Consider the following 25,458-nt stretch of genomic DNA (forward strand, 5'->3'; position numbering starts at 1 on the left):
GAGGTCTGTTAGAGGATGCGGTGATCGGAAGCGGTGCTGGCGGGGACGGTCTGGTGTGCTTCGGCGACGTTGATCACGACGCTTCCGCGCTTGCGGCCGGTGTCCACGTACCGATGGGCTTGCGCGATCTCGTCGAAGGGGTACGAGCGGTCGATGACGGGCCGCAGGTCTCCGAGCTCGCCGAGGTACACGACATGCTGCAGGTCGGCGGCCCGATAGGGTCCCGGGCCTGTGATGACGGTGATCCCGTATCGCCGGGCGTCCCGCTTGGCGCTGATCAGGGAGCGGAGACCGGCGGCCACCAGGAGCACGGCGCCGCCCGGGTTCACGGTGTGGCGAACTCGGTCGACAGGGGCGTTGCCGACGCAGTCGACGATCACGTCGTAGGTGGTGTCGTTCGCCGTGAAGTCCTGCGTTTGGTAGTCGATTGTTCGCTGCGCGCCGAGATCTGTGACGAGCTCGTGGTTCGCGGCGCTGCACACGGCGGTCACGTGCGCACCCACCGCGCTGGCGATCTGCACGAACGCGGAGCCGACCGCCCCGGACGCCCCGTTGACAAGGACGGTGGTGCCGGCTTGAACGGTTGTCCGGTTGAGGTAGGCCTGTGCGGTGAGACCGCCGAAGATGAGGCTGGCTGCTTCGTCGAAGGCCAGGTTGCGCGGCTTGTGAACCACGGCGTCGGTGTCCTTGACGGTGACGTATTCGGCATGGCCCCCGAATCGGCTGCCAAGCATGGCCACCACCTCGTCTCCCGGCGCGAACCCCTGGACGTCGTCGCCGACCTTCTCCACGACTCCGGAAGCGTCCATGCCGAGCACCGGCCGCCGGGGGCGGAAGAATCCCAGCACGAGCGAGCTGGGGAGGATGAGACCGGCCGGGATGTCGCGGGACCGCGAGCGGTGGTCGGCTGCGCTCACCGTGGTCGCAAGAACCCGGATGAGGATCTCGTCGGTGTTCGGTTCCAGGGCGGGGACCTGCTCCACATGGACGACATCGGGGCCGCCGAATCGGCGGTAGACAGCAGCTTTCATGGTGGTTCTCCAACACTTGTCGATCGGGGCGGTGCTTCTTGTTGAGCAACGTACGAATCGAAGTGGTGAGCCGGCATCATCAGATGTGGTGATCTTGAGCGGGTCACCATGCGGGTGCGCGGAATGAACCCCATGTGCCTCAGACCGCCGAGCGGCGCACCCGGACGCCGCCGTAGAATGCGCACATGGGTGCCAGGGCCAAGCCCCGGGGGCACCTGCCCGCGGAGCTCAGCAGTTTCGTGGGGAGACGCCTCCAGATCCAGGAGATCAAGACCTGCCTCGCCGCCTCGCGCATGGTGACCCTCGTGGGACCGGGCGGAGTCGGCAAGACGCGTCTCGCGTTGCGGACCGCTGCGGACCTCGAGCGTGGTGTCACTGACGGGGCCTGGTTCGTCGAACTCGGAGGACTGACGGACGCGAGGCTGGTCCCTAAAGCGGTGATGACATCGGTAGGTCTTCGCGACGAGTCGGGATTGTGGCCGCTGTCTCGGCTGATCGACTACCTCTCCGAGAAGCGACTTCTCCTCGTCTTGGACAATTGTGAACACCTTCTGGACGCGTGCGCCGTGCTGGCCGACTCGTTGCTGCGCGCGGCGCCCGAGTTGAGAGTGCTCGCGACCAGCAGACAGGCCCTCGGGATCGCGGGGGAACGGGTTGTCCACATCGATCCCCTGTCACTCCCGGACTCAGTTACGCCGCTGGCGCTCGCGCGAGCCGGGCGCGCCGAAGCTGTCGCGCTCCTCGTAGAGCGTGCAAGCCAGGCGGGCGCGGACCTCACGTTGACTGAAGCCAATCTCGCGGACGCCGTCGAACTCGTCAGGCGCCTCGACGGCATCCCGCTCGCCATCGAGCTCGCCGCCGTGCGGCTCCGCACACTCGGCTTGCAACAGTTGGTCAAGCGACTGAACGACCGATTCCACCTCCTTGTCGGTGGCAGTACGGCCGCGCCCGCTCGTCAGCAGACTCTTGAGGCGACCATCGCCTGGAGCCATGATCTCCTCAGGTCCGACGAGAAGACGGTACTGCGGCGTCTGGCGGTGTTCCCCGCATCATTCACGTTGGAGGCGGCCGAGCGCGTATGCGAAGGCGCGCCCCCTCGCGCCGACGTTCTGACCGCGATCACCGCATTGGCGGAGCGATCCTTCGTCAACGTCGAACGCTCGACCGGCGAGTCTCGCTACCGCCTCCACGAGACAACCCGCGAGTTCGCCCTCATCCAACTCCGCACGGCGAAGGAGGAGCAACTCACACGACACCTGCATCTGACGTACTTCGCCGAGTTGTGTCGCCGCGCCGACTCCGACGGGCACGTGGCCGATGACGAAACCACGCTTGCCAACCTCGATGCGCTGGACGTGGAGGCCGACAACATCCGCGAAGCTCTCCGTTACTGCCTCGCTGACCCGGCCAGTGTCGAGATCGGACTGGAGATGGCGGCCGGCCTCGGAAGATTCTGGACGAACCGAGCTCTCAGCGAAGGGGTGCATTGGATTGACGCGCTGCTCGAGCGGGGCAGCAGCACCAGCGGTCCTCGCGCTCGGGCGCTCTTCGTTCGGAGCTACCTCGCTGTGGCGCAGGGCGACCAGTGCGCGGGCCTTGAGGCAGCAGCCGAAGCAACCCGGCTCGCACGCGGCGCCGACGACGTGCTGCTCGTCCGGATTCTCGCGTCAGAGGCGGCGCTGCACGTGGTGAACTCAGACCTCCCGGCAGCTCGACGCTCGTCGGAGGAAGCCACGTCCCTCGCCGGCAGTCTGGATGACGACATCGCACTGGCGGCGGCGGCACAGTCCGAGGCATTGATCGCCTCCTTGGACGGCGACTTCGCACGCATGCGCGACATCGGACTGGCCGCGGCAGAGCGCTGCCGACGTGTCCACGAGATCTACATGCTCAGCACGCACCTGACCAGCGCTGGAGTGGGGTCGATGATGCTCGGCGACCACCCCGCGGCCGAATCGTCCCTCGTCGAGGCGTTGAGAGCCACCCTGGCCATCGACGACCGACCCGGCCTGGTGATGCGACTGCAGGCTCTCGCCGCGAACGCAGCCATGGCCGGTCAGGCCGAACGCGCAGCCAGGCTCCTCGGCGCCACCGACATGCTGCGCGCTGAGGGCGGGTACGAGATCAGCCCCTTCATCCGGCCCCTTGTCGATCAGGCCGCATCCCTGGCGACCACCCGACTGGGCCGTGAGTGGTACGAACGAGAACGCGACCTCGGTGAAAGCCTTGACCATGATGCCGCCGTCGCGCTTGCACTCGGAACCGAACTTGTACGCAGCCCAGATCCGGAGCCGGTTAACCCCAACCCACTCAGCAAGCGAGAAAGGCAGGTCGCTGAATTGGCGGCGATCGGACTGAGCAACAAGGAGATCGCAAGCCGCCTTTTCGTCTCGGAGCGGACCGTCGAGACCCATATCTACAACATCCTCAACAAGCTAGGGCTGAGCTCGAGAACCAAGATCGCCGACTGGGTCCTGCCCGCGGGATAGGTCCACGCCAGAAATCTCGCGCAGCCGTTCCGCAGATAGAAAGGCCAGGGAAACGAGGTCTCGCACGTCTCCCATCGTCGGTGCTTCGATCAAGCACACCAGTCGACCATCCGCCGCCGTCAACCCAGCGAACCTGAGTCGCACAGGAATCGCACTCCTGGACATCCGCACTTGAGCCGCCCGAAGCGTCGAGATCGCGAGGGCGACTCGGACTCCGTCGCGCGCCGACAGCGGAATCTCTACTACGAACGAAGTCATGCCTTCCAGACTCGTCGATGCACCGTCTTACGGCATCGCGGTGAACACCGAGCAGGTACGTAGCGATCGAGTCGACGGCCGGTGTTTTCAGTACCGGCTACGTGCTGCCCCGGAATCGAACGGAGACCTCGGTCGCGCAGGCTACGAGTACAGCCTCACTGACAGGATTCGAGGGCGACTCATGGCTACTACAACTCTGCCCGACCCGGTGACATCCGACTCACGATCGGCGGCTCGGCCGCCGGACGGGCTTGCGAACTCTCGCATGCGGCAATCCCGGATCATGGGGACGTTATTCCTTGCCGGCTTCCTCGTATACGGCGGCGGCCTGTCCCTGGTGTCATCCCTCGTGGCCGCACCCGACTTCCTGGACACCATCCCCCCGCTCCGCCTGCTTCTCGCACTCGGAGCGTTCCTGATGCTGCTGAACACGGCAGTGGACATTGCGAAGGCGGTGCTGTTCTTCCCCATCCTGGAACGGCACAGCAAGCGCGCCGCCCTGACCTACTTCGCGACCATGATCGTCCAGGTCGTATTCCTCAGCATCGGCGTGCTCGCCATTCTGATGCTCGTGCCCCTGAGCCAGATCGCGGCCGATCCCGGGGCGGCGACCCTCGGAACCATCCTGGTCGAACTGAACGGCACGGCCTACCAGGTCGGACAGATGGCACTCGGCGTCGGCGCGACCGTCCTCTGTGTGATCCTGTTCCGTACTCGCCTGGTTCCCCGATGGATCGCCGTGGCGGGCCTTATCGGATACCCGTGCCACGTTCTCGGCACGATCGCCGAGCTCTTCGGGGTCGAGATCGGCCTGTACCTGACCATGCCCGGGTTCTTGTTCGAGCTCGCACTGCCCCTCTGGCTACTGATCAAGGGATTCCGCCCAGAGGCCTACGCCGGCCCCGCTTCGACCACCGCCTGATCCCGGCGACTGCACCAGCCTCGCCACCCCGACAGCATCCGCCATGAGAAGAGCAGAAGAAATGACAACTCACGCATCGGCCGCAACGCCGGCCACTTTGACTCGGGGCCGCCAGGTCGGCGTCCCCGCGACCATGAGGGCAATCGTCCAAGACGTATACGGCCCCGCCGGAGACGTGCTGAGACTGGACGAAGTTCCAGTACCGACGCCCGAGGCCAATCAGGCCGTGGTTCGGGTGCGCGCTGCATCCATTCACGTAGGAGACCTCGTCACCATCGAAGGCGAGCCAATCATCGCCCGCGTCGCTACCGGGCTCCGCAAGCCGACCAACCGGGTGCCCGGAACCGACGTCGCGGGCACCGTCGTCGCGGTCGGCGACGCCGCTACGAGTCTCCGCATCGGGGACCAGGTGTTCGGCTGGTGCACGGGTGCGTTCGCGGAGTACGTCTGCGCTGCGGAAGACCACTTCCTGCCCAAGCCCGCGAACCTCAGCTTCGAGCAAGCTGCCGCGGTGGGAGTCTCCGCCACGACCGCTCTTCAGCTCCTCCGAGATCGGGCAGTCTTCGGAGCGAAGGTGCTGATCAACGGGGCCTCCGGTGGCCTCGGCTCGTACGCCGTCCAGATCGCCGCAGCATTCGGCGCCGAGGTGACCGGAGTGTGCGGGCCCCGCAACGTCGACACCGTCCGGTCGCTGGGAGCGGCACACGTTATCGACTACAGCAAGGAAGACTTCACGCTTGGCGAGCAACGCTATGACTTCATCCTGGACAACGTCGCGAACCACTCGCTGGCCCGAAACCGCCGCGCGCTCACGGAGCGGGGTGTCCTGCAGTCCAACAACGGCACATCCGGTGGACGCTGGTTCGGCACGCTAGGAACCGTGATCAAGACAGCGGTAATCTCGATGTTCACTCGACGACAGGCCCCGCCCTCCATCAAGTTCACAACACGGGAGGACCTGCTCACTTTGAAGGCCATCATCGAAGACGGCAGGGTGACACCGCTCATCGAACGCACATACCCGTTGTCTCAGGCTGCGCACGCGCTCGAGCACATCAAGACGGGGCATGCCCGCGGCACGGTGGTCCTCACCGTCGAAGCGACACCGGAATCGAAGAGCTGAGCATGACCGCCCACACGCACGTACCGGACTGGACAGTCGACCGCATCCCTTCGCTGGCCGGCAAGACCGTCATCGTCACCGGCGCGAACAGTGGCATCGGCCTAGAGGCCGCCCGCGTGTTCGCTGCCAAAGAGGCCCACGTCGTCTTCGCAGTCCGCGATGAGAAGCGAGGCCGGGATGCCGCCGCCACCGTGATCGGCTCGACCGAGATCCGCCACCTCGACCTCGCCGACCTGCAATCCGTACGCGGATTCGCGGAGGCATGGAAGGACGACGTTCACATCCTGGTCAACAACGCGGGCGTCATGGTTCCCCCACTGGGTCGCACTGCCGACGGGTTCGAACTGCAGTTCGGCATCAACCACCTCGGCCACTTCGCACTCACCAATCTGCTGCTGCCGCACATCTCCGGGCGCGTCGTCACCATCGCCAGCAGCGCCCACCGCTCCGCCACGATCGACTTCGACGACCTCAACTGGCACACGCGCCGCTACGGCACAGGATCGGGCGGGTATGAGCAGTCCAAACTCGCCAACCTGCTATTCACCCTGGAGTTGCAGCGTCGACTCGAAGGGTCCGGGTCGCCGGTCATTGCGACCGCGTCTCACCCTGGGATGACTTCGACGAATCTCATGTCCAGTTCCGAGAGCCCGCTCATGACCGCCTTCGCCAAAGTGGCCGTGCGGCTTTTCGCTCAGAACGCCGTGATGGGCGCGACGCCCACACTTTACGCAGCCACCGAGGATGTGCCGGGCGGAAGCTACGCGGGACCGAGCAGACGCCGGGAGATGGCGGGACCGCCGGTTCTCGTGGGCCGCTCGATGCAGGCCTCGGATCCGCTCATGGCAGCGCGGCTGTGGGCGGCATCGGAAGAACTGACCGGAGTGCGGTATCCCGTGGCTAAGGTGCAGCGCCCTGCACGAAGCAGGGTGCAGATCAGATGTGCCGTGGGTGAGGAGGGTACACCACCTCGAAAAGTGCACCCCGATTAGAACAAGAATGTAACCTGACCACGGATTTATCTGGTCTGGCTCGCGCCGTTGCGTACCCAGTGCGTACCGAGTGCCGCTGCGGTTCGCACTCAGTACACTCCACGCACGCAATGCACACCCGCGGTCACCGGCCCCTAACGCAGAAAAACCCTGGTTTACCAGGGGTTTTCGCGGCGGAGACGGAGGGATTTGAACCCTCGGTCCCCGTAAGGGGACTCCACCTTAGCAGGGCCTCGGCCTGCCCATCAGGCGCGCCTTCACGCACTCCTCGCACGCATCTCACACGTAGAACACCGCATCATGCGGAGGCCGAGTACGCACTGAGTACGCACGCTCCTTGAGGACACGGCTGCCCGCGCAGCACCGTCAGTCGTGGAAGCGCTGGGTGATGCTACTACCGATCCCCTCGATTTCGGTCACGAGGGTCTCACCGGCGACGAGGAAACGCCTGGGCTCCATTCCTGTGCCAACGCCCGGAGGAGTTCCCGTGAAGATCAAGTCGCCGGCTGACGGTCTCCGAGAGCCGGCTGATCAATTCGGCGACGGAGAAGATCAATTGCGTCGAGCTGTCCTGCGCTCGCGTCTCGGTGCCGTCTTGGCCGACGATGGTGGCCGAGATCGCGAGCCGGTCACGGTTCGCGAAGTGGTCGAGCGAGACGATCGCGGGCCCGGTGGGGGCGAAGCCTTGGAACGACTTGCCCATGCTGACTGCGCGGGCTGTCCCTGCCACTGCACGGTTCGCTCCGAGAGATCCTGACCCACGGTGTAGCCGGCGATGCGATCCGCCGCTTCGGCGATCAAAATGTCACGCCCACCGCTGCCGATGACGAGGACGAGCTCGGAATCAGTCGACGGTGTCTCCGGGGAAGTGCCCGTCGGCGTCCGGCCCGACGACAGACGATGCGAACTTGGTGAAGACGACGGGCTGCTCGGGGATCGGCAGGCCTGCTTCCTTCGCGTGGTCCGCGTAGTGAGGCCCACTCTGATGACCTGTTGAGGGCGGGGGACGACGCGCCGCGGAGGTCGGTGGCCGAGAAGAGAGACGGATGCCGGGTGCAAGGCGACGTCGGTCAACTGCGCCCACTCGGCTAACTCCTCCCAGCGGTCAAACACTCTCCCGGGGTCTGACGAGAACCGTGCATCGCTTGCCCTTTCCAAAGCACTAATGCGAGTTAGTGATCGTCTACGATTGAGGGATGGCGGAACAGTCAATCCCCAGTCGGCGCGCGCCGACCAGTACCGACGTCGCGCGCCTCGCAGGAGTATCACGTTCGACAGTCAGCTTCGTACTCAACGGAGCGCCCCAAACCATTCCTGAGGTCACCAGGCAAGCGGTGTTTCGCGCCGCCCGCATGCTCGACTACCGACCCAATCTCGCCGCCAAATCCCTCGCCGAAGGATCCAGCCGCGTGATTCTTCTCGAGTTGCCGGCGGCACCGTATGGCGCCATGACGTTCCGCGTGATGGCCGAGTTAATCGCCGCCCTGGCAGCGCGCGGATACGCTGCATCGGTGCATCTGGACACGTCCACCCGTCACTCGCTCGTGGCGACCGCTTTGCAACTACGGCCCCGAGCAGTGCTGGTCAACCAACCGCTTGGCGCCGATGACCGGCAACGGCTGGTGGATGCCGGGATCGACACCGTGGTGGTGCCGACAGAGGCCCTGCGCGACCTGGAGATGCGAGGCAGCCAGTTAAGAATCGGTCATTTGCGGGACCGTGGGCACCGCCGCATCGCGATAGTCGAGCGCCCCATTGCGGAACTGGATGGCGCGATCGTCGGTCGGCGCCAGTCCGTCCTGGCTACTGCACGTGACGCTGGCATGGATGAACCGGCGGTGCTCAGCCTCACCGAGCTCGGTGTACCGGCCGCCGCCGCCGTCCGCCGCCTCTGGGAGGACGGTATCACCGCAATCTGCGCATTCAACGACGATATAGGACTGGCAGTTCTGCGCGCGATCGCCGACGCCGGATTGCGCTGCCCCGACGATCTCGCAGTAATCGGTGCGGACAATACGTTCGCCGGCGAGGTCGCATTCCCTCCCCTGACCACCACCGCGCCTGATGCAGAGCGAGTGGCCGAGATGATCGCTCCAGCGACACTCGCCGCCCTTGGCGTGGAGGGCGGTGAGGAGTCACCCGCCGCGTCGGACGTAGCGATCGAACTCGTCGTGCGCGGCTCCACGTAGAGTTCACTAGGACCGTCTCGGCTCTTCCCCGCTATCGCGAACTCGTGACGCCACTCCGCCAGAAAGTCGCTGATGCCTGACTGTCGGGGGTCACCTCGCCCGCCGAACTAAAGGCCTTACAGCCCTGGCTTTGCGTGCCCGCATGTCCCGTCCGAAGAGGTGCCCGGGCGGTATCGCCAGAGAACGCATCAGATGGTCTTGCGTAGTCCGCGCGGTTTGCCATTTCCGGCTCGAACACGGAAGCGGTCACATCCGACGAGATCATCGACGAAGACCTTCCCGCCCTGGTGCGGGATGAGGCCAGTCTGCTTCGCGACAACGCCGACGAGTTCTCTCACCGCAACCGAGTTCGGGTCAGATCGAGACTGGGAGTTCGACGCCTGAGCCAACCTGCCCGCCCGGATCTGAGGGCTCGGGGACAACGACCAGTCCAGTGTGCGAATTCGCGGACTTCATCAGCGCGTCTAACCATGCCCGATTCAGGACCGGTCGCCGAGAGTCGTGGAACCTGTACATCATCGAGCAATCCGGATGAACCCACACGCTGGAGCTGCCACCACCAATGCTGTTGTCGTCCTTCCACGAGAAGTGGAACGATTCGCCTCGCCGCATCTTGCTGCCGATCACCGCTTGCAGATGCCAGAGGGTCCGGTCATCGAAGTCCGCCCTCAGCACCGTGCCGTACGTGAGCTTTCCCATGGCGGGCCTCCCGAGATTCGTGTTCGCCCGACCTGCGGTAGTGCACCAGGGCTTGGTTCCGCTTGAGCCGACGAGCTGGATGCATCTAGGCTCGTCGCCATCTGCGCGTCTGGGCCCACGGTCGTGACCCTCGCCCGGAAGCTCGGCGCCCCGTTCCGCACATCGACGCTGCTCCGCGCCGCCGATCCACCTGGCACGACGCCGCACGAGCATCGCTTAGCGATCCTCAGCGAGACGAACATCACCAAGACCCGGTTGTAGAGATTCGCAATGCTTCTGCACTCAGCCCGTTCTCACGACTTGCGGTCGGAGCACCTTGAGCTTGCGATCGGGGGAGCTCAAGATAGCCATCGCCGCCTCAAATCCCGCCTTGAAGTCGATTTCTGCATTTTCGAGTGCTTCCTCGCCGATATCTTGCAGGGCGATAGATCGGGCGTACGCACGCCAGGCAGCTTCACGGGCGTCCATGGGCGAGTGGCTCCTTTCTTGCTGGCCTAAGTGGCCGCGCCGCTGCAGGCCGAGCCGGACCATCAGCGGAGAAGGCGTGGAGTATTGGTGGCCAGAGCACGCACACCCTCCGCCGGTGGGTCGCCACCGACGAGGCTGTGTGACCCGGTGGCGGCGCGACCCGGGCTAGATAACTGATACGAAGCCCTGCACCTGCGCGTGGGGATGCCCCGGGGTGGCCGAACCCCGGGGCATCCGTTTGGTTGGGTGTTTAGCCGCCGTATTGTGCGATCAGCCGTTCGATCAGCGCCTTGGTGCGCGGGGGGACCGGCTTGCCTTGCAGGTAGTCGTCGAACCTGGGACCGACGACGTCGCGGATCCTTTCGGCCACTGCGTCGGACACGGTGACGGTGTACTTGCCCGCCGTCAACATGTGCAGGTTGGCGGGGATGTCCGCCCAGCCGCCGAGTCCGTCGTTTCCGTAGGAGTAGTCCACGGCGGACGTGTCGCCTTGAAGGTCGATCTTCACGGTGGGGGCGAGGGTGCCGCCGCGCACGAAGTTGTCGTGCGTGCCGATCGTATCGATGAAGGACTGCACCAACCCGCCGGGCATGACGTAGTGCGAGTACGCCTGGAAGTGTCCGGGGTGCTGGTTGAAGTCCGGCGCGAAGGGCTCCCCACCGAGGAAGTTCAGGTTCGTCGGGTTGCCCAGGGCGAGACCGGATCCGTGGTTCAGCGGCTGGAAGTCGCTGCGGATGCCGTCGCCGACGAACGCGTAAACACCCTCAGGTCCGTCCAGGCCGGCCGCGTACGTGCTGCGGTGGCTGATCGTGAACAGGTAGTACTTCCCGTCCTTGAACACGAACTGCGGCCGCTCGGTCTGGTCGGTGACGCAGTTCGCGGAGAGGATCGGGGGCAGGAACTCCCACTCGGTCAGCTCCTTGTTCTTCGCCTTCGCCAAACCGATGTTGCCGATGTTCAGTGTCGCATCGGTGGCGTTGACCTCTTCGACGGTCTCCGCGTACGGGTCCCCGTCCCGGTAGCCGAGGTCTTCCGCGTCACAGGTGGCCGTCTCACGCTGCATGGCCGTGTTGCCCTCGAACACCATGTAGGTCTCGCCCGGGTGGGCGGGGTCCTCGAACGTGAACGGGTCGCGGAAGTTGAAGAACGGGTTCTGCGCACCGGTCTGGTAGTACGTGCCGTCGGCCTGGAGCAGGTCGATGACCTCATCGAACCCGGTGAACGACACACCGTTCGGGCCCGCGTGCACCTTGCCCAGGCTCAGCGCGATCCGCGGGTCGTACGGCTTGATGTTGCTGCCATCCGGGTTGCGGTAGAACGCGACGTCGGTGAAGAACAGCTTGATCTCCCCACCCTTGAACACCCGTGCCGAGCCGGACCACTGGGTCTGGTGGCTGTAGGACTGGTCCTCGAAGATCTGACCCGTGACGCCCTCCTCGAACACGAGTCCGCCGTAGGTCCAGCCGCCATCCTCGGGGCGCTGCTCGTCCGGGATCAACGCCGGACGGTAGAAGTACCCGATCTTCGCGAACACATGACGGTCATCGAACCCGAGGCTGCGGTCAGCGACAAGCGAGAAGATGATCTCCTGCCCGTTCACCGAGTACTGATCCCCGTTCTCATCCGTCAGCGGCCAGGAATCCCACACCCACACCGCCCCGTGTGACATGTCCGGGAAATCCTGCGGAACCGTCGGCATCGTCAACGACGCCGGCATCGAGTTCTCCCGAGACCCGGCGTTCGGGTCCGACAGCCGCGCGATCTGCCGGGCATCAGCACGCGTCCACTTCGCCGTGAAATCATCCTCCGGAGCGAACGCCTCCTGGGTGTGCACCGTAGGCTCCGGACCAGCCTGAAGCGGCAGACCATGACCGGCCACCACCACACCCGGAGCGGCCAAAGCCGCAGGCGTACCCGCGACCAACGCGGTAGCAACGAGCGCACCCGCCACCAACCCGCTCGTAGCACGGCGCGTCACACGCCGTCGTGATAGTTGCATACAACAACTCCTCTTCTAAAGGGCCATGCAAATGGTTTTGCAAAGCTGATTCATAGTTGCACAAATCGTTTTGATCCGCACGGGTGAATTTTGGGGCGGATGCGGCTCTTAGATCGGCACCGAACGGGAGACAGAACCGCCCCTCTCAAAGGCGCTGTCCGCGGCTGAGCGCGTGGCGACCAGGGCATTCTCGGGCGCGGTTCAACGACGGGACCGTGTTCGGCCTCCCACATATCTCAAGCCCGTCCCGCGACCCTCTTCGCTGGTGGCGCTTCGCGAGCGTGTAGGCGCGCGGTAGCGCGGCTATCGTGCCCAACAACCACAGTCCAGCGTCGGGGCGAGCGGTCAACGCTTGGCGGCGGCGGGGATCGGTGTCAGGAAGCTCAGCTGGCTCGCGTCCTCCCGAATGAGAGGTTCGAGCGCGGAGTTGAAGGGGCGCCCATGGTCGGCCGACAGGTGCGCCTCGAAGGCGGCTCGATCGCGGTAGATTTCGAAAACGAAGAACCGATCGGGGTCGTCGACTCTGCGATAGGGCTCGAAGGCCAGATTGCCCGGCTCCCCGCGTACCGCGGTGGTGAACGCTTTCAGAAGGCGCTGCACCTCCTCTGCCTCACCCGATCGGGCCGTGAACTCTGCGTACAAGACGACTCGCTCGTCATCCATCGTGCTGCTCCTTCAGTGAAGTGCTCGCTGTGCGCGCCCAGTGACCCCAAGGCGCGCACAGCGAGGGTCAGGCGGTTGCCGCTCCTGTCATGATGGCGACGGCGTCGGTCATCGTGTGCGACTGCGGTGTGATCGTCGCCGCTCTCTTGCCGAGGCGTTGGATGTGGATGCGGTCGGCGACCTGGAACACGTGCGGCATGTTGTGTGAGATGAGGATGACCGGGATCCCGTTCTCTCGCAGCCGTTGGATGAGCTCGAGAACCTGGTTGGACTCGCGAACGCCCAGCGCGGCTGTGGGCTCGTCGAGGACCACCACTTTGGACCCGAAAGCCGCGGCACGCGCGACGGCCACGGCCTGGCGCTGCCCGCCGGAGAGGTTTTCTACCGCCACGCTGACATCTTGCAGGGTTGAGATGCCAAGCTTCTGCACCTGCTCGCGGGCTTCCTTGCGCATTCCTGAGGTGTCCAGCGCACGGAAGAGGGAGCCCGCGATGCCGGGTTTGCGGCGCTCCCGGCCCAGGAACAGATTCGAGGCGACGTCCAGTGCTGGGGAGACTGCCAAGTTCTGGTAGACGGTTTCGATTCCGGCGGACCGTGCGTCTTGGGGACGTTTGAAGTGCACCTCTTGCCCGTCGAGCAGCAGTTGGCCGTCGTCGGGAATATAGGCACCGGTGAGGCACTTGACGAGGGTCGATTTGCCGGCCCCGTTGTCTCCGATGATGGCGAGCACCTCGCCGGCGTGCAGTTGAAGGCTGACCCCGTCCAGGCCGACGACCCGGCCGAACGTTTTGACGAGGCGTCGGGCCTCAAGTATGGGCGTCCCCGAGGGCGCCGCCGGTGCGGCCGCGGTGTTGTCGATGAGAGTCATTTGCGTACCTTTCGGATCCACTGGTCCACAGAGACCGCGACGATCACAAGGATGCCGATGGCGAGTGTTTGATAGAGGCCGTCCACGCCGGCGAGAAACAGTCCGTTTCTGAACACGCCGACGATGATGGCGCCAAGCAGGGTGCCCCAGATGATGCCCCGGCCCCCGAAGAGGGAGGTCCCGCCGATCACGACGGCGGTGATCGAGTCGAGGTTGAGATCGGCGCCGGCGTTCGGGCTGGCAGCTCCGGATCGGCCTATCTGGATCCAGGCTGCAACGGCGAGGACGGCACCTGCCGCGATGTAGACGCTCATCAGCACTCGTCCCGTGGAGATTCCCGCAAGCCGAGCCGCTTCTGCGTCATCTCCGACGGCGTAGACGTGTCGGCCCCAGGCGGTGCGCCCGAGCACATATGCCATCACGACGTACAGGGCCAGCATGATGATGACGCCAACGGTGAGGCGAACGTCTCCGATCGGGAACGCGGTGGCCGTCCAAGTCAGCAGTTCGGGCATCTCGGCTTTGCGGATGGTCTGGCCGCCACTATAAAGAAGCGTCAGCGCGACGAAGATATTCAAAGTGCCGAGGGTGGCGATGAACGGCGGAAGCTTCACCCGCGTGACGAGAAAACCGTTCAGCGCGCCCGCTGCCAGGGCCGCGAGAAGCCCGGCAAGGAGGGCAAGCGGCGCGGGTAGACCGTTGTGGACTGCGGTTTGGGCCATGACCATCGATGCGAGAATCATGGCCGCGCCGACGGAGAGGTCAATGCCGGCCGTCAGGATGATGAGCGTCTGCGCGACGGCGACCGTGCCGACGACGGAGACCTGGTCCAGGATCAGTGACAGGTTGGCGGCAGCGAAGAACCGCGGGTTGATGCTTCCGAAGACGAGAACGGCCAGCACGAGGACCACGGCCGGGCTGATCGCCGGGTAGCGATGCAGGATTCCGCGTACGCGGTCCAGGGGCGTGCGCCGGTCGAGGAATTCCGCGGCAAGGTCGAGCGTGGAGGTGGGAGGGGCTGATTGGGTCACGGGGTCACTTCCGTTGATTCAGGGGTGAGGGGATGCCGCGACGGGTGCGCCGCGGCATCCCGGGTCTATTACTCGCCGCCCCAGCAGATGCTGGCGGCTTCCGCGGTGTCGATTGAATCGACACCGTCGACGGGCTGATCGGTCACCAGTGCAACACCGGTGTTGAAGAAGTCCAGGCCTTCACTTGGCTCAGGGGCCTCACCGGTCTCGACGAGCTCGACAATCGCCTCGACGCCGAGTTCGGCCATCTTCACGGGGTACTGCTGGCTGGTGGCGTCGATGATGCCGTCAGCCACCTGACCGACACCGGCACACCCTCCATCGATCGAGACGATGAGAACATCATCCGGCCCCTTGCCTGCTGCCTCGAGTGCTTGGAAGGCTCCGTACGCGGCTGGCTCGTTGATCGTGTACACGACGTTGATGTCCGGATTCTTCGCGAGCAGGTTCTCCATCGCGGCACGCCCGCCGTCCTCGGCGCCCTGTGAGGCTTCGTTGCCGACGATGGTGTAGCTGCCGCCGCTGTATTCGCCGCTGGCCTCTTCGTCTCCGTTGGCCTGCTCATCGGCGAGGTCGATGCCCATCCCGTCGAGGAAGCCCTGATCGCGGTTGTAGTCGACACTCACGGCCTTGTCGTCGAACAAGTCGATGAGTCCGATCACCGCGTCGTCCCCGGCCAACGTGCCCGCCGTCCATTGGCCGACGAGCTGACCTGCGAGGTAGTTGTCCGTCGCGAAGGTGATGTCCACAGCGTCGGCCGGGTCGGGCACGGTGTCGAGCGCGATCACGAACAGACCTGCGTCGCGAGCCTTCTCGATCGCATCCAGAACGGCGGGGCCGTTCGGTGTGATCAAAATCCCCGCGTCACCCTTCGAGATCGCCGCCTCGATGGCCTGAATCTGTGTGTCCTCATCTCCGTCCTCCTTGCCGGCGGCCATTGTCAAGGCGACGCCGTTCTCGTCCGCGGCAGCTTCCGCACCCTCCTGCATCGCGATGAAGAAAGGGTTCGAGTTGGTCTTGACGATCAGGGATACGCCGATCTCGTCGCTGCTGCCGTCACTGGCCGCGGAGGGCGATGTGCCACCGCTGGCGGACGCGCAGCCGGTCAGGGCCAGTGCTGTTGCTGCGGCGAGAGCGCCGGCGGTGAACAGGGCCCGTGGCCCACGATGCATGTGATTCCCCATTGAAATTTCCTTCGGTAGCAAGTTCCGCTGTCGATTGACAACGATGTCAGATAAGTTCTTAGACGAGATAGTCGGTAGAGTCAAGCAAATCGACCCGATGGAGATATGAATGTGACACCGATGTCAAACGGCCACGCCAGCGAGGGCGCCGCGCGACCGCGTGCCACCATGAAGCACGTGGCCGCGCTTGCGGGCGTCGGCGTGAAGACCGTCTCGCGCGTGATCAATGGCGAGCCGAATGTGTCGGCGGCAACAACTGCCCGGGTGCGGGATGCGGCACGCAGCCTGGATTATCACCTCGACGTTCATGCCGGAAACCTACGGCGGGCGGACGGACGGACGCGCACATTGGGGTTGCTCGTGGGCAGTGTGGACAACCCGTTCGCGGGTGCCATTCACCGGGCGATCGAAGACGCCGCGATCGAGCGCGATGTCGCCGTGTTCGCGTCGAGCCTGGACGACGACCCGTCCCGCGAACAACGCGCGGTCGAGGCTTTTCTCCGCCGACGGGTGGACGGGCTGATTCTCACCACCGCCTCACGTAGCCACAACTATCTGCTGCCCACGCTTGAGCGCGGCACGCCCGTGGTTTTCGTCGACCGGGAACCATCGGGCCTCCAGGTCGACGTGGTCACCAGCGACAACGCCGACGGCGCTGCTCGCGCCACTGCGCACCTTCTCGCACACGGGCACCGCCGCATCGCATTTCTCGGTGACCGGCTCACGATTCAGACTGCGACGGAAAGGCGCCGCGGGTTCCTGGAAGAGCTCGGCAGGGCGGGCGTGTCGACGTTCAACGCACCGCAGCGTCCAGATCTGCACGACGCGGCATCCGCGGAGCGGGCCCTCGGCGAGCTCCTCGACGGTGAGGACCCGCCCACCGCGGTCTTCAGCGCCCAGAACCTGGTCACGCTTGGGGCGCTCCATGCCCTGCGTGCTCGAAACCTGCAACGCCGGGTCGCTCTGGTCGGTTTCGACGACCTGCCTCTCGCAGACTTGCTTGAGCCGGGAGTCACCGTGGTCGCTCAGGACGCCCACACCATCGGCTCCACCGCCGCCGAACAGATCTTCGCCCGTCTCGACGGGGCCGTCCACCCGCCGTCGACCGTCGTGATCCCGACCACGTTGATAGAGCGTGGGACAGGCGAAATCAGACCATAGACCGACCGGTCTGAGTTGGCGGCGGGAGCCGTCCAGAGGGGGCCTTGACTTCGACTACCACCGTGCCTACAGTGTAAAACACTGATTGACATCGTTGTCAGGAGCCCGACGCACCATGAATTCACACGATTCAACAGTCTCCGACGTGTGCCCGCATATGCTGGTCGCGAAGGAGACTACTTATGTCGGGATCATCAGCGAGACCCGACATCCGAGACATCGCCGCAGCGGCCGGCGTTTCACCGACCACCGTGTCGCACGCGATCAGCGGAGCACGTCCGGTGAAGGAGAGCACCCGAGAGCGGGTCTTGGATGTTGCGCGGGCTATGGGATACGTCCCTAACCGCGCAGCGATCGCGTTGCGGCGTAACCGCACAGGCGTGGTCGGATTCGTTGGGGATCGCATCTCGAGCACTCCGCACGCGGGACGCGTGCTACTTGGAGCGCAAGATCAGGCGCGGGAACGCGACACCGTTCTTATGGTCGTCGAGAGCGAGGCGGATCCGGAACTGGAGCGCCAGCAACTACAGATGCTGCTCGAGCGTGGCGGCGTCGATGGGGTCATCTACGCTCGAATGTCCCACGAGGTTGTAGCGGTCCCTGACCGGCTGTTGAATGTTCCAACGGTGCTGGTGCACGCCACCGACCCAGATCGCGGGTATTCCTCAGTTGTGCCAGACGAGCGGCAGATCGGACGTATCGCGCTGAAGCATCTGACGGCACTCGGGCACCGTGAGATCGCGATGGCATCGACGGTGGACGACACCCCGGCTCGCGCCGGTCGCGAACTCGAGTGGCGACGGGCCTTCGACGCGCCCGAAGCCCAGCTGGTGCGAGTTCCATCCACTGCGGTCGGAGGGCGCGAGGCTGCCGCAGCACTGTTCTCGGGCACAGAGATGCCGACCGCCGTGTTCTGCTTCAATGACCAAATTGCAATGGGTGTGTATCAGGGCGCGGCAGCTCGAGGGCTGCGCGTTCCCGACGATGTTTCGATCGTCGGGGTGGACGACCTGGAGATCATCGCGGCGGGCCTCGATCCAGGCCTCACAACCGTCGCGCTTCCACACTTCCAGATGGGCGCCTGGGCCATGTCTGCCTTAGCGGCTGAGATGGACGATGACAAGACCGGTCGCACGCACGCCGAGTTCCCCTGCGCGCTAGTAATCCGCGACTCCACCGCCCCTCCCCGGCGTTAGGCAACAACCATGTGTTCTCCGGGCCCCGATCTCTCCGCCGTCATGGCGATAAATCGGCCACCCGAAGCTCGGCAATTGTTGCTCGCCCGCCGGCGGCCGAAATGCTCAGGTCCATCGACCCGGGAAAGATCAGGGACGAAAGCGACTCCGCGCCATCCTCGACGAACACCTCCAGCGTCGAGCCGTCCACGAAAATGTCGACCTCGATCTCGCCCGACGAGGACCAGACCGCCGGTACTGCGCGGAGGTCTCGGTACAGCATCGGCATCTCCCCTGCCACCACGTCGGTATCGCGGACAAGGAATACCTCTTGCCGGACCGCGTTGAAACCCACCGTGACTGTTCGGCCATGGGAGCCGATCACAACCTGCAACTCATCGGCGTCGAAAGAGGCTTTGCTCAAGCTCAGCTGGATCCGGAATGCTTTACTGCCCGGTTGCGGCAACACTGATGGCCCCGCTTCAGAATCGATGGTCAGGCCTCTAGCCTGTTGCACGTCCCTCTCGATTTCCACGAGCTGATCAATGGGGGAACTGTGAAGGACCGGCGCGCCACCGGTTGCTGCGTCGAGGCGCAGAGTGCGGACGATCGACTGGGCACCACCGAACCAGCTGGTCGTAGGCAGTTCACCCGCGTAAGACCAGTTATTCATCCATCCCAGTGCGAAGCGCTGCGCCATTCGGTCCGCTGGGTTCAGGCGCGGGTCCTCCCACGTGACGGCGGCATAGAAGTCCGACCCGCCGTCCAGCCACTGAGGCTCAACTCGAGCGGCCGCGAACCTCTCCCCATCCCAGTGGCCTGTCCAGTAGGCATAGCCCGTCGTTCGCCCGTACGCGACGCCATTCGCGCTGGTACCGAGGACCCACGTGGTGCGACTCGGGTCGCCATCGATCGACATCTCGAAGAGGTCGGGGCATTCGAGCAGCCCTAGATCGTCGCGCTCGAATCCGGAGCGATAGGTCCATTCCTTCAGGTTGCGCGAGGTGTAGAAGCCAATCTTCTCGCCCTCGGCGAGGACCATCACCCACTGCCGAGAAGCGTCGTCCCACACCACTTTCGGATCCCGCCAGTGCGACGCACCAGGATTGTCCATGACTGGATTGCCTTCGTATGCCGTGAAGGTGTAGCCGTCGTCGGTAGACCAGAACAAGGACTGTCGCTGCACGCCTTGATCCTGCTGTGTTACTAGCGCGACGATGGCGCCGCGGCCGAAGCCGGCGGTATTTTCAGCGTCGACCACGGCGCTTCCAGATTGGATGTCTCCGAGCCCGTTCTGGTACTTCGGGATCGCGACCCCCCGGTTTTGCCACGTCACGAGGTCCGTTGATGTGGCGTGAAACCATTCGGTGCCGTTGCCGTCGGGATAGTCCGAGTTGTACAGGTAATACAGGTGCCACTCGTCACCCGCAAAGAACGGGCGCTGTGGGTCATTCATCCAGTTCTGGTCCGGAGTGAGGTGAATGTCCGGCCGGTAAGCCGCGTCCTCCGCGGGCCGGGCTGTACTCGGCGCTGGTGCCGGTGGAGACGGGTCCGGTTCGCTCGTCACCCCACAGCTCACCAGAGGCGCGAGCAGAAGCGCGGTGAGCCCGGCCACCAAAGTCCTTCGCCACCGCCCTCGACGCCGGGCCGCGGCCGAAGACCCCTGCGGGCTACCGGAAGCAAATCGGCTTGTCACCTGAACACCCTGCCCGGTCCCACACGCCGCCACGGCGTCGCCCTCGGCGTGAGACAGCGAAAGGAAGGATCGGTATTTGGCGACAGGACTGCTACGGCGTTTCCTGATGCGCTGACCGCCGCTGCAGCCGCGCAACCGATCGCCGCCGGGTTCTCGCTCCGAGACCCGACGAATGTGAAGTGCTTCACATTCCTCCTTGCGTGTGCCAGAAGGATCCCCCAAGGTCGGTGTACGGGCGTGACTTTCTTTGACAACGATGTCATTGTAGTGCTCATGAAAGTCACACCCAAGAGCGTTCGTCGTATCCGCAGGGCGGGGCTTGAGCTCGAACGTCCCCAAAGGGGCTCTCGCTTCAGCGGTAGTTCTGCCGGCCAGCCGGGCGCACCCGAAGGGTTCAGAGGTCGTCCGCTTCCATGTCGGGAGCGGCTGACACGGGCCGGGGTGGCTCCTCAACCCGCCGCAGAAAGGCCGCTCTTCATGGTGCGGAAAGAAGAGCTCGGGTCCGTCATGGTCGGCGTGCAGAACTTCGTCCGGCTTGACACTGCGCGGGCGAGCTGATGACCTGCCCCTCGCTGACCCGCTTCCTCTCCTCTCAACGCGCGATGGCTAGCAGTACCGGCGCCCGTGGGGGGAAGGAATGAGTTATGTTGCGGGCGCTCGGGTCGTAGTCGTCGGCGAAGCCCTAGTCGACATCGTCCATCGGGCCGACGGCTCGGTCGATGCGGCGCCGGGCGGAAGTCCGGCGAACGTCGCGCTGACCCTCGGACGCCTTGGCCGGACGCCGCACTTGGTGACACGGCTCGGGGATGACTCGCACGGCCGGTCTGTGCGCGACTGGCTGGAGCGTTCCAGCGTCACCGTCGATGCCACTCACGCACCGCGCACCGCAACTGCGACCGCCCATCTGGACGCAGCCGGCGCCGCGACGTACGAGTTCGACATCGACTGGGCCTTGGGGGGCGTGTCGGTCGCCGGCGCGGACGTGCTGCACGTCGGCTCGGTCGCCGCCCTACTCGGTCCTGGAGCCGACGACGTCTCGCGCCTCATCGACGAGGTCCGCCGGTCCGCCACGATCACGTACGACCCGAACATCCGCCCCTCGCTACTGCAAGATCCAGCGGAGGCTCGCGCTCGCGTGGCTTCGCTCGTGCGACGCGCCGACGTGGTGAAGGCAAGTGACGAGGACTTACGCTGGCTGCATCCGGATGCCGATCTCGTCGAGGTCGCGACGCGGTGGCAGCGCTCGGGACCAGCAGTGGTGGTCGTCACCACCGGTGCCGACGGGGCATTGGCGGTCACCGCTACCGGCGTTGTAGGCATTCACGCTGTGAAAACTGCTGTGGTGGACACGGTTGGCGCGGGCGACACCTTCATGGGCGCGCTCATCGACGGCCTGATCCACGCGGAGCTCACCGGCGCCAGTCAGCGCAACGCTCTCGGCGCCGTTCCCCCCTCGGACCTGGAAGCGATCCTGCGCATGAGCGCGGCCGCTGCGGCGATCACGGTGTCGCGCCCCGGGGCCGATCCACCGTCCCGGGCGGAACTCGCAACCCAGCTCTCTGCGCGCCTGCCGCGCGGACCCTTGCCTCCCGCCGCCGCGAAACGCTGATCGGGTTCGCTCCTCCCGGCTCCCGGGGTACGAGCGAGATTTGTGGTTCCTAGACGACGACGACCGCTACAACCTATCTCTCCAGGCGCCGCGCCCCCCAAAGATCAGCCCGTCGACGAATTCGGCCACCGATATGGCCGTGCACGGCCATATCGACTCGGGCATCCGTGTTCCGGCTTGTAATGTCCGCTCGACATTCCTTAGCATCTCCAGTTAGAAGTCATGACATCGATGTCATGGTGCCGAGGGTTCCCCTCGGCACCCGCGAAGGAGCGAGTGATCCACATGGTGATGCGAGAGATGCTTACAAACGGCGCACCGTATAGAAGAGGGGTGACCTCCATCGTGGCGACGGTGGTCGCTGCCGCCTTAGCAGTCAGCGCGGCTGCCGGGACGACGGCGGCCGCTGAGGGCAACGATCCGGCGGATGCCCCGTATCGGCCGCTGGTGCATTTCTCGCCCGAAGAGAACTGGATGAATGACCCCAACGGTATGGTTTACGTCGACGGGATCTACCACCTCTACTTCCAGCACAATCCGCAGGGAACTCGCTGGGGAAATATGAGCTGGGGACACGCAACATCTGACGACCTCCTGCACTGGGAGGAACAGCCACTTGCTATCCCGCAGACGTTCGATGCCGGAGGCCGCCCGATCGAGAGCATCTTCTCAGGCTCGGTCGTAGTAGACGAGGACAACACGTCGGGCTTCGGCGTCGACGGCGAAGCACCCATGGTCGCGATCTACACCAGCGCGTACGAGCCCGCTCACCCGACCCGCGCGGGTCAGCAGGCCCAGTCGCTGGCCTACAGCAACGACGGCGGGTACAGCTGGACCAAGTACGAGGGCAACCCCGTGCTCGACCGCGGGTCGAACAACTTCCGTGATCCGAAGGTGTTCTGGTACGACGGACCGGCGGGCGCGTACTGGGTGATGGTGGCCGTCGAGGCAGCGGATCACAAGGCGGTGCTGTACAAGAGCGCTGACCTGCGGACGTGGGAGCACTTGTCCGACTTCGGTCCTGCCAATTCGACCGGCGGGATCTGGGAGTGCCCGGACCTGTTCGAACTCCCCGTCGACGGCGACGCCGCAAACACGAAGTGGATCATGGTAGTCAACCTCAACCCCGGCGCCGTAGGCGGAGGGAGCGGAGGACAGTACTTCGTCGGCGAATTCGACGGCGTCACCTTCACGAGCGAGAGCACTGAGGCGGCCGACGCCGTTCCCTCCGGCGAGGCCTTCGCCGGCTTCGACGGCGGAGATTACGAGGGCTGGACGGTCGCGAACGAGCCCGGAAACTGGAAGGAAGGTCCGTTTGGCCCCGCCCCGGCGACCGGTTCCCTACCCGGCCAGCATCCGGTGACGGGTTTCGTCGGGGGCGGCCTCGTGAACGGTTTCAATGACGGCGACTGGCCGCTCGGCACCATGGAGTCGCCGACGTTCACGATCTCCGACGACTACATCAACCTTCTGGTCGGCGGCGGCCGGCACCCGCACGTGACCGGGTCGCAGCTGTCGAACGACCCGCCCGCAGGCAGGACGGTGTTCGACTTTGAACTGCCCGAGGGGCAGACCCTCGCCGACTCGGGCTGGGAGATCACGGGCGACTTCGCATCCGAGCCGCGGCGCAACCCGTCCACTGCGGGCGGCGACTACTTTCTGGGAGCCAAGCGTCTCAACACCTGGGAGGGCGGACCGCGCGGTGACGACAACGTCGGCCTCATGACGTCTCCCGTGTTCGCGCTCGACGGCGACTTTGTGTCGTTCTTAATCGGCGGCGGCAAGCGAGCGGATGGTTCGCTGCAGGCAGAGCTGGTCATCGACGGCGAGGTCGTGCGCGCACAGACCGGGCCCGAATCGGGGCAGCTGAATTGGAGGTCGTGGGACGTCTCTGAGTTCGCCGGCAGCCAGGCACAGCTGAGGGTCCGCGACGAGGCGACGGGAGGATTCGGGCACCTCACCTTCGATCACGTGGTCGTCGGGGACGAACCCGCGAAGGTGCGCTCCGACGAGACGTCCGTCAATCTCGTCGTCGACGGCGGGATCGTGCGCAGCGCGACCGGTGCCGACAGCGAGACCCTCGACTGGGCAAGCTGGAACGTGAAGGAGTTCGAGGGGCGCGAAGCCTCGATCCGCGTGATCGACAACAACCGGTTCGGATGGGGCCACATCCTCCTCGACCAGGTGGTGTTCGGCGATACCTCGGCGCCCACGCGGCTCGAGAACTACGACTGGCTGGACTGGGGCCGCGACTACTACGCGAGCGTGACCTATTTCGGCACCCCGAGCACGTCGAGAATCATGCAGGGATGGATGAACAACTGGGACTACGCCAACGACATCCCCACGTCGACATGGCGCAGTTCCATGGCGCTTCCCCGAGAGGTCACCCTCGTCACGACACAAAATGGTCCCCGGCTGCGGCAACAGATCGTCGACCAAATCGATGAGCAGCTCGACACCACCGCCGCGCAGACGCGCAGCGGTGTCCAGCTCGACGGCACAGCCGACCTCGCGCTGGCGGGCCAGCTAGTGAAGATCGACGCGGTGCTGCGACCGGGCGAAGCCGAGCAGGCAGGCATCGTCGTCTTCGGCGACGCCGACTCGGGCACCCGCATCGGCTACGACACCGCGAGCGAACGCATATTCGTCGACCGACGCGATTCTGGCAACGTGGAGTTCCATCCCGCCTTCACATCAATCGAGGATGCCCCCGTTCCGCTAGCAGACAACGGTACCGTGACAATAGAACTGTTCCTCGACCGCGCGTCGGTGGAACTGCTCGCGGCCGACGGACGAGTCACGATCACCGACCAGGTGTTCCCCAACGCCGGCGCGGACGCGATCACCGGGTGGTCTACCGGTGGCACGGCGGTGCTCGAGAGCATCACCGTGACGCCGATCTTCCCCACCATGTGGAAGGTGCCGAAGCCCGTCACGGTTCCCGGTGCTCCCCTTACCGTTGTCGCGACCGGGAGCACTGGCGGCGCCGACGTCACCTGGACCGCGCCGGCTGAGGAGGTCGGTGCAGAGGTCATCGAGTACCGCGTGTACCAGGAGAGCGTCGACGCTCCCGTGGCGACCACTTCGGACACGTCAGCGCGAATCGACGGGCTCACACCCGGATCGAATGCGAGGTTTGCCGTCAGCGCCGCGAACGCGGCAGGCGAAGGAGCACGATCCGCATGGTCGGCGACAATCACAGTCCCGGATGGGGCGACTGCGGCACCGGCGCGTGGAACCCTGTCACACGACAACGGATGGGACACCGGTCTTGCCGACGGCGACTACACCGTCACAATGGACCTGCGGCGGGGTCAGAACGGCTCTTCCTTCCGACTGTTCGAGAACGGCGTTCTCGTGAAATCAGTGCCGCTCACGTACGGGGGCTCCTCGCCGCAGCAGATGCGCATCCCGATCGAGGGCAGAGCGAACGGCACTTACATCTACACCGGCGAGCTGGTCAATACAAAGGGCGTGACCGCCACCACGTCGACCACGGTGAAGGTCACCCAAGCGAACCCGGCGACGCCCGTCCTCAGCCACGATAACCAGGACGGCGATGGCAACTTCACCGTGACCGCGAACCTGCGGTGGGGAACGAACGCCACCTCCTATCGCTTCTTCGACGGCGTCACCCTGGTGGCCGAAGGCCCGCTGGTTGCGGCGACGCCTGGGGCCCAATCGGCGACCCTGCTGGTAGCGGGAGCCGCGAAGGGCACTCACACCTACCGTGTCGCGTTCGCGAATACAGCCGGGTCCACATGGAGCGCCCCGCTCAAGGTCGCGGTAGTGAGATGACCGAAGGGGTGGGACGTCACCGCTCTGGCTCCCACTCCATCCCCTGCCGGACGTTCTTCGTCGCGTGATTCAACGTCCTTAACGGCGCTAGCAGGCTCAC

The 25,458-nt window shown here is 65.1% G+C and carries 19 protein-coding genes and 1 pseudogene; 10 read left to right on the forward strand and 10 right to left on the reverse strand.

From position 1 onward, the window contains the following. Positions 1-8: 8 nt before the first annotated feature. Positions 9-1,031, reverse strand: a complete 1,023-nt coding sequence (locus ACLQ2Q_RS16215) for an NAD(P)-dependent alcohol dehydrogenase (protein ID WP_425821731.1) — start codon at positions 1,029-1,031, stop codon at positions 9-11. 185 nt (positions 1,032-1,216) lie between these two features. On the opposite strand from ACLQ2Q_RS16215, the gene ACLQ2Q_RS16220 reads away from it, so the two are divergent. The 4 genes from ACLQ2Q_RS16220 to ACLQ2Q_RS16235 all read left to right on the forward strand — a co-directional run bounded on the left by ACLQ2Q_RS16220 (position 1,217) and on the right by ACLQ2Q_RS16235 (position 6,815). Next, the gene (locus tag ACLQ2Q_RS16220) at positions 1,217-3,520 is read left to right on the forward strand and encodes a LuxR C-terminal-related transcriptional regulator (protein WP_425821733.1); all 2,304 of its coding nucleotides are present in this window, start codon (positions 1,217-1,219) and stop codon (positions 3,518-3,520) included. Positions 3,521-4,061: 541 nt separating this feature from the next. After that, positions 4,062-4,700: a DUF4386 domain-containing protein gene (locus tag ACLQ2Q_RS16225; RefSeq protein WP_425821735.1), complete on the forward strand. Its 639-nt coding sequence runs from the start codon at positions 4,062-4,064 to the stop codon at positions 4,698-4,700. A gap of 61 nt (positions 4,701-4,761) precedes the next feature. Further along, complete coding sequence (locus tag ACLQ2Q_RS16230) at positions 4,762-5,823, forward strand: NAD(P)-dependent alcohol dehydrogenase (RefSeq protein ID WP_425821737.1); 1,062 nt, start codon at positions 4,762-4,764, stop codon at positions 5,821-5,823. A 2-nt stretch (positions 5,824-5,825) separates the two neighbouring features. Beyond that, entirely contained in the window at positions 5,826-6,815 is a 990-nt protein-coding gene (locus ACLQ2Q_RS16235) for an oxidoreductase (protein ID WP_425821739.1), read from the forward strand. Positions 6,816-7,181: 366 nt separating this feature from the next. On the opposite strand, the pseudogene ACLQ2Q_RS16240 reads toward ACLQ2Q_RS16235, so the two are convergent. Then, a pseudogene (locus tag ACLQ2Q_RS16240) lies at positions 7,182-8,084 on the reverse strand (fumarylacetoacetate hydrolase family protein). Between ACLQ2Q_RS16240 and ACLQ2Q_RS16245 the strand changes: the two are divergent. Next, positions 8,012-9,004, forward strand: coding sequence for a LacI family DNA-binding transcriptional regulator (locus ACLQ2Q_RS16245; protein ID WP_425821741.1), 993 nt, complete (start codon positions 8,012-8,014; stop codon positions 9,002-9,004). The pseudogene ACLQ2Q_RS16240 and the gene ACLQ2Q_RS16245 sit on opposite strands and share 73 nt — an antisense overlap. A gap of 354 nt (positions 9,005-9,358) precedes the next feature. Here the strand turns inward: ACLQ2Q_RS16245 and ACLQ2Q_RS16250 are convergent, their stop codons facing one another. Beyond that, entirely contained in the window at positions 9,359-9,703 is a 345-nt protein-coding gene (locus ACLQ2Q_RS16250) for an ATP-dependent DNA ligase (protein WP_425821743.1), read from the reverse strand. Positions 9,704-9,826: 123 nt separating this feature from the next. Here ACLQ2Q_RS16250 and ACLQ2Q_RS16255 point away from each other — a divergent pair, with 123 nt between their 5' ends. Then, complete coding sequence (locus ACLQ2Q_RS16255; RefSeq protein WP_425821745.1) at positions 9,827-9,964, forward strand: hypothetical protein; 138 nt, start codon at positions 9,827-9,829, stop codon at positions 9,962-9,964. A 21-nt stretch (positions 9,965-9,985) separates the two neighbouring features. On the opposite strand, the gene ACLQ2Q_RS16260 is transcribed toward ACLQ2Q_RS16255, so the two are convergent. The 6 genes from ACLQ2Q_RS16260 to ACLQ2Q_RS16285 all read right to left on the reverse strand — a co-directional run bounded on the left by ACLQ2Q_RS16260 (position 9,986) and on the right by ACLQ2Q_RS16285 (position 15,916). Next, positions 9,986-10,171 (reverse strand): hypothetical protein, encoded by a 186-nt coding sequence (locus ACLQ2Q_RS16260; protein WP_425821747.1) that lies wholly within the window; start codon positions 10,169-10,171, stop codon positions 9,986-9,988. A gap of 250 nt (positions 10,172-10,421) precedes the next feature. Further along, positions 10,422-12,170, reverse strand: a complete 1,749-nt coding sequence (locus ACLQ2Q_RS16265; protein WP_425821749.1) for a glycoside hydrolase family 68 protein — start codon at positions 12,168-12,170, stop codon at positions 10,422-10,424. Positions 12,171-12,515: 345 nt separating this feature from the next. Further along, positions 12,516-12,833 carry a putative quinol monooxygenase gene (locus ACLQ2Q_RS16270; RefSeq protein ID WP_425821751.1) on the reverse strand — a complete coding sequence of 106 codons (318 nt, stop codon included), beginning with the start codon at positions 12,831-12,833 and terminating at the stop codon, positions 12,516-12,518. A 67-nt stretch (positions 12,834-12,900) separates the two neighbouring features. Continuing rightward, complete coding sequence (locus tag ACLQ2Q_RS16275) at positions 12,901-13,701, reverse strand: ATP-binding cassette domain-containing protein (protein ID WP_425821753.1); 801 nt, start codon at positions 13,699-13,701, stop codon at positions 12,901-12,903. Continuing rightward, entirely contained in the window at positions 13,698-14,732 is a 1,035-nt protein-coding gene (locus ACLQ2Q_RS16280; protein ID WP_425821755.1) for an ABC transporter permease, read from the reverse strand. Before ACLQ2Q_RS16280 ends, ACLQ2Q_RS16275 begins: the two co-directional genes overlap by 4 nt. A gap of 68 nt (positions 14,733-14,800) precedes the next feature. Beyond that, on the reverse strand, positions 14,801-15,916 hold the full coding sequence (locus ACLQ2Q_RS16285; protein WP_425821757.1) for a substrate-binding domain-containing protein: 1,116 nt from the start codon (positions 15,914-15,916) through the stop codon (positions 14,801-14,803). 168 nt (positions 15,917-16,084) lie between these two features. Between ACLQ2Q_RS16285 and ACLQ2Q_RS16290 the strand changes: the two genes are divergently transcribed. Together ACLQ2Q_RS16290 and ACLQ2Q_RS16295 are read left to right on the forward strand one after the other, a co-directional pair. Next, positions 16,085-17,077 (forward strand): LacI family DNA-binding transcriptional regulator, encoded by a 993-nt coding sequence (locus ACLQ2Q_RS16290; protein ID WP_425821759.1) that lies wholly within the window; start codon positions 16,085-16,087, stop codon positions 17,075-17,077. A 182-nt stretch (positions 17,078-17,259) separates the two neighbouring features. Beyond that, on the forward strand, positions 17,260-18,273 hold the full coding sequence (locus tag ACLQ2Q_RS16295) for a LacI family DNA-binding transcriptional regulator (protein ID WP_425821761.1): 1,014 nt from the start codon (positions 17,260-17,262) through the stop codon (positions 18,271-18,273). A gap of 40 nt (positions 18,274-18,313) precedes the next feature. Here the strand turns inward: ACLQ2Q_RS16295 and ACLQ2Q_RS16300 are convergent, their stop codons facing one another. Further along, on the reverse strand, positions 18,314-19,948 hold the full coding sequence (locus ACLQ2Q_RS16300; RefSeq protein WP_425821763.1) for a glycoside hydrolase family 32 protein: 1,635 nt from the start codon (positions 19,946-19,948) through the stop codon (positions 18,314-18,316). Between the two features lie 637 nt (positions 19,949-20,585). Here ACLQ2Q_RS16300 and ACLQ2Q_RS16305 point away from each other — a divergent pair. Next, positions 20,586-21,557, forward strand: a complete 972-nt coding sequence (locus ACLQ2Q_RS16305) for a carbohydrate kinase family protein (RefSeq protein ID WP_425821765.1) — start codon at positions 20,586-20,588, stop codon at positions 21,555-21,557. Between the two features lie 300 nt (positions 21,558-21,857). Then, entirely contained in the window at positions 21,858-25,358 is a 3,501-nt protein-coding gene (locus ACLQ2Q_RS16310) for a GH32 C-terminal domain-containing protein (RefSeq protein ID WP_425821767.1), read from the forward strand. Positions 25,359-25,458: the final 100 nt, after the last annotated feature.

Origin of the sequence: Microbacterium sp. DT81.1 (assembly GCF_049844955.1) — a bacterium.
GTDB lineage: Bacteria > Actinomycetota > Actinomycetes > Actinomycetales > Microbacteriaceae > Microbacterium.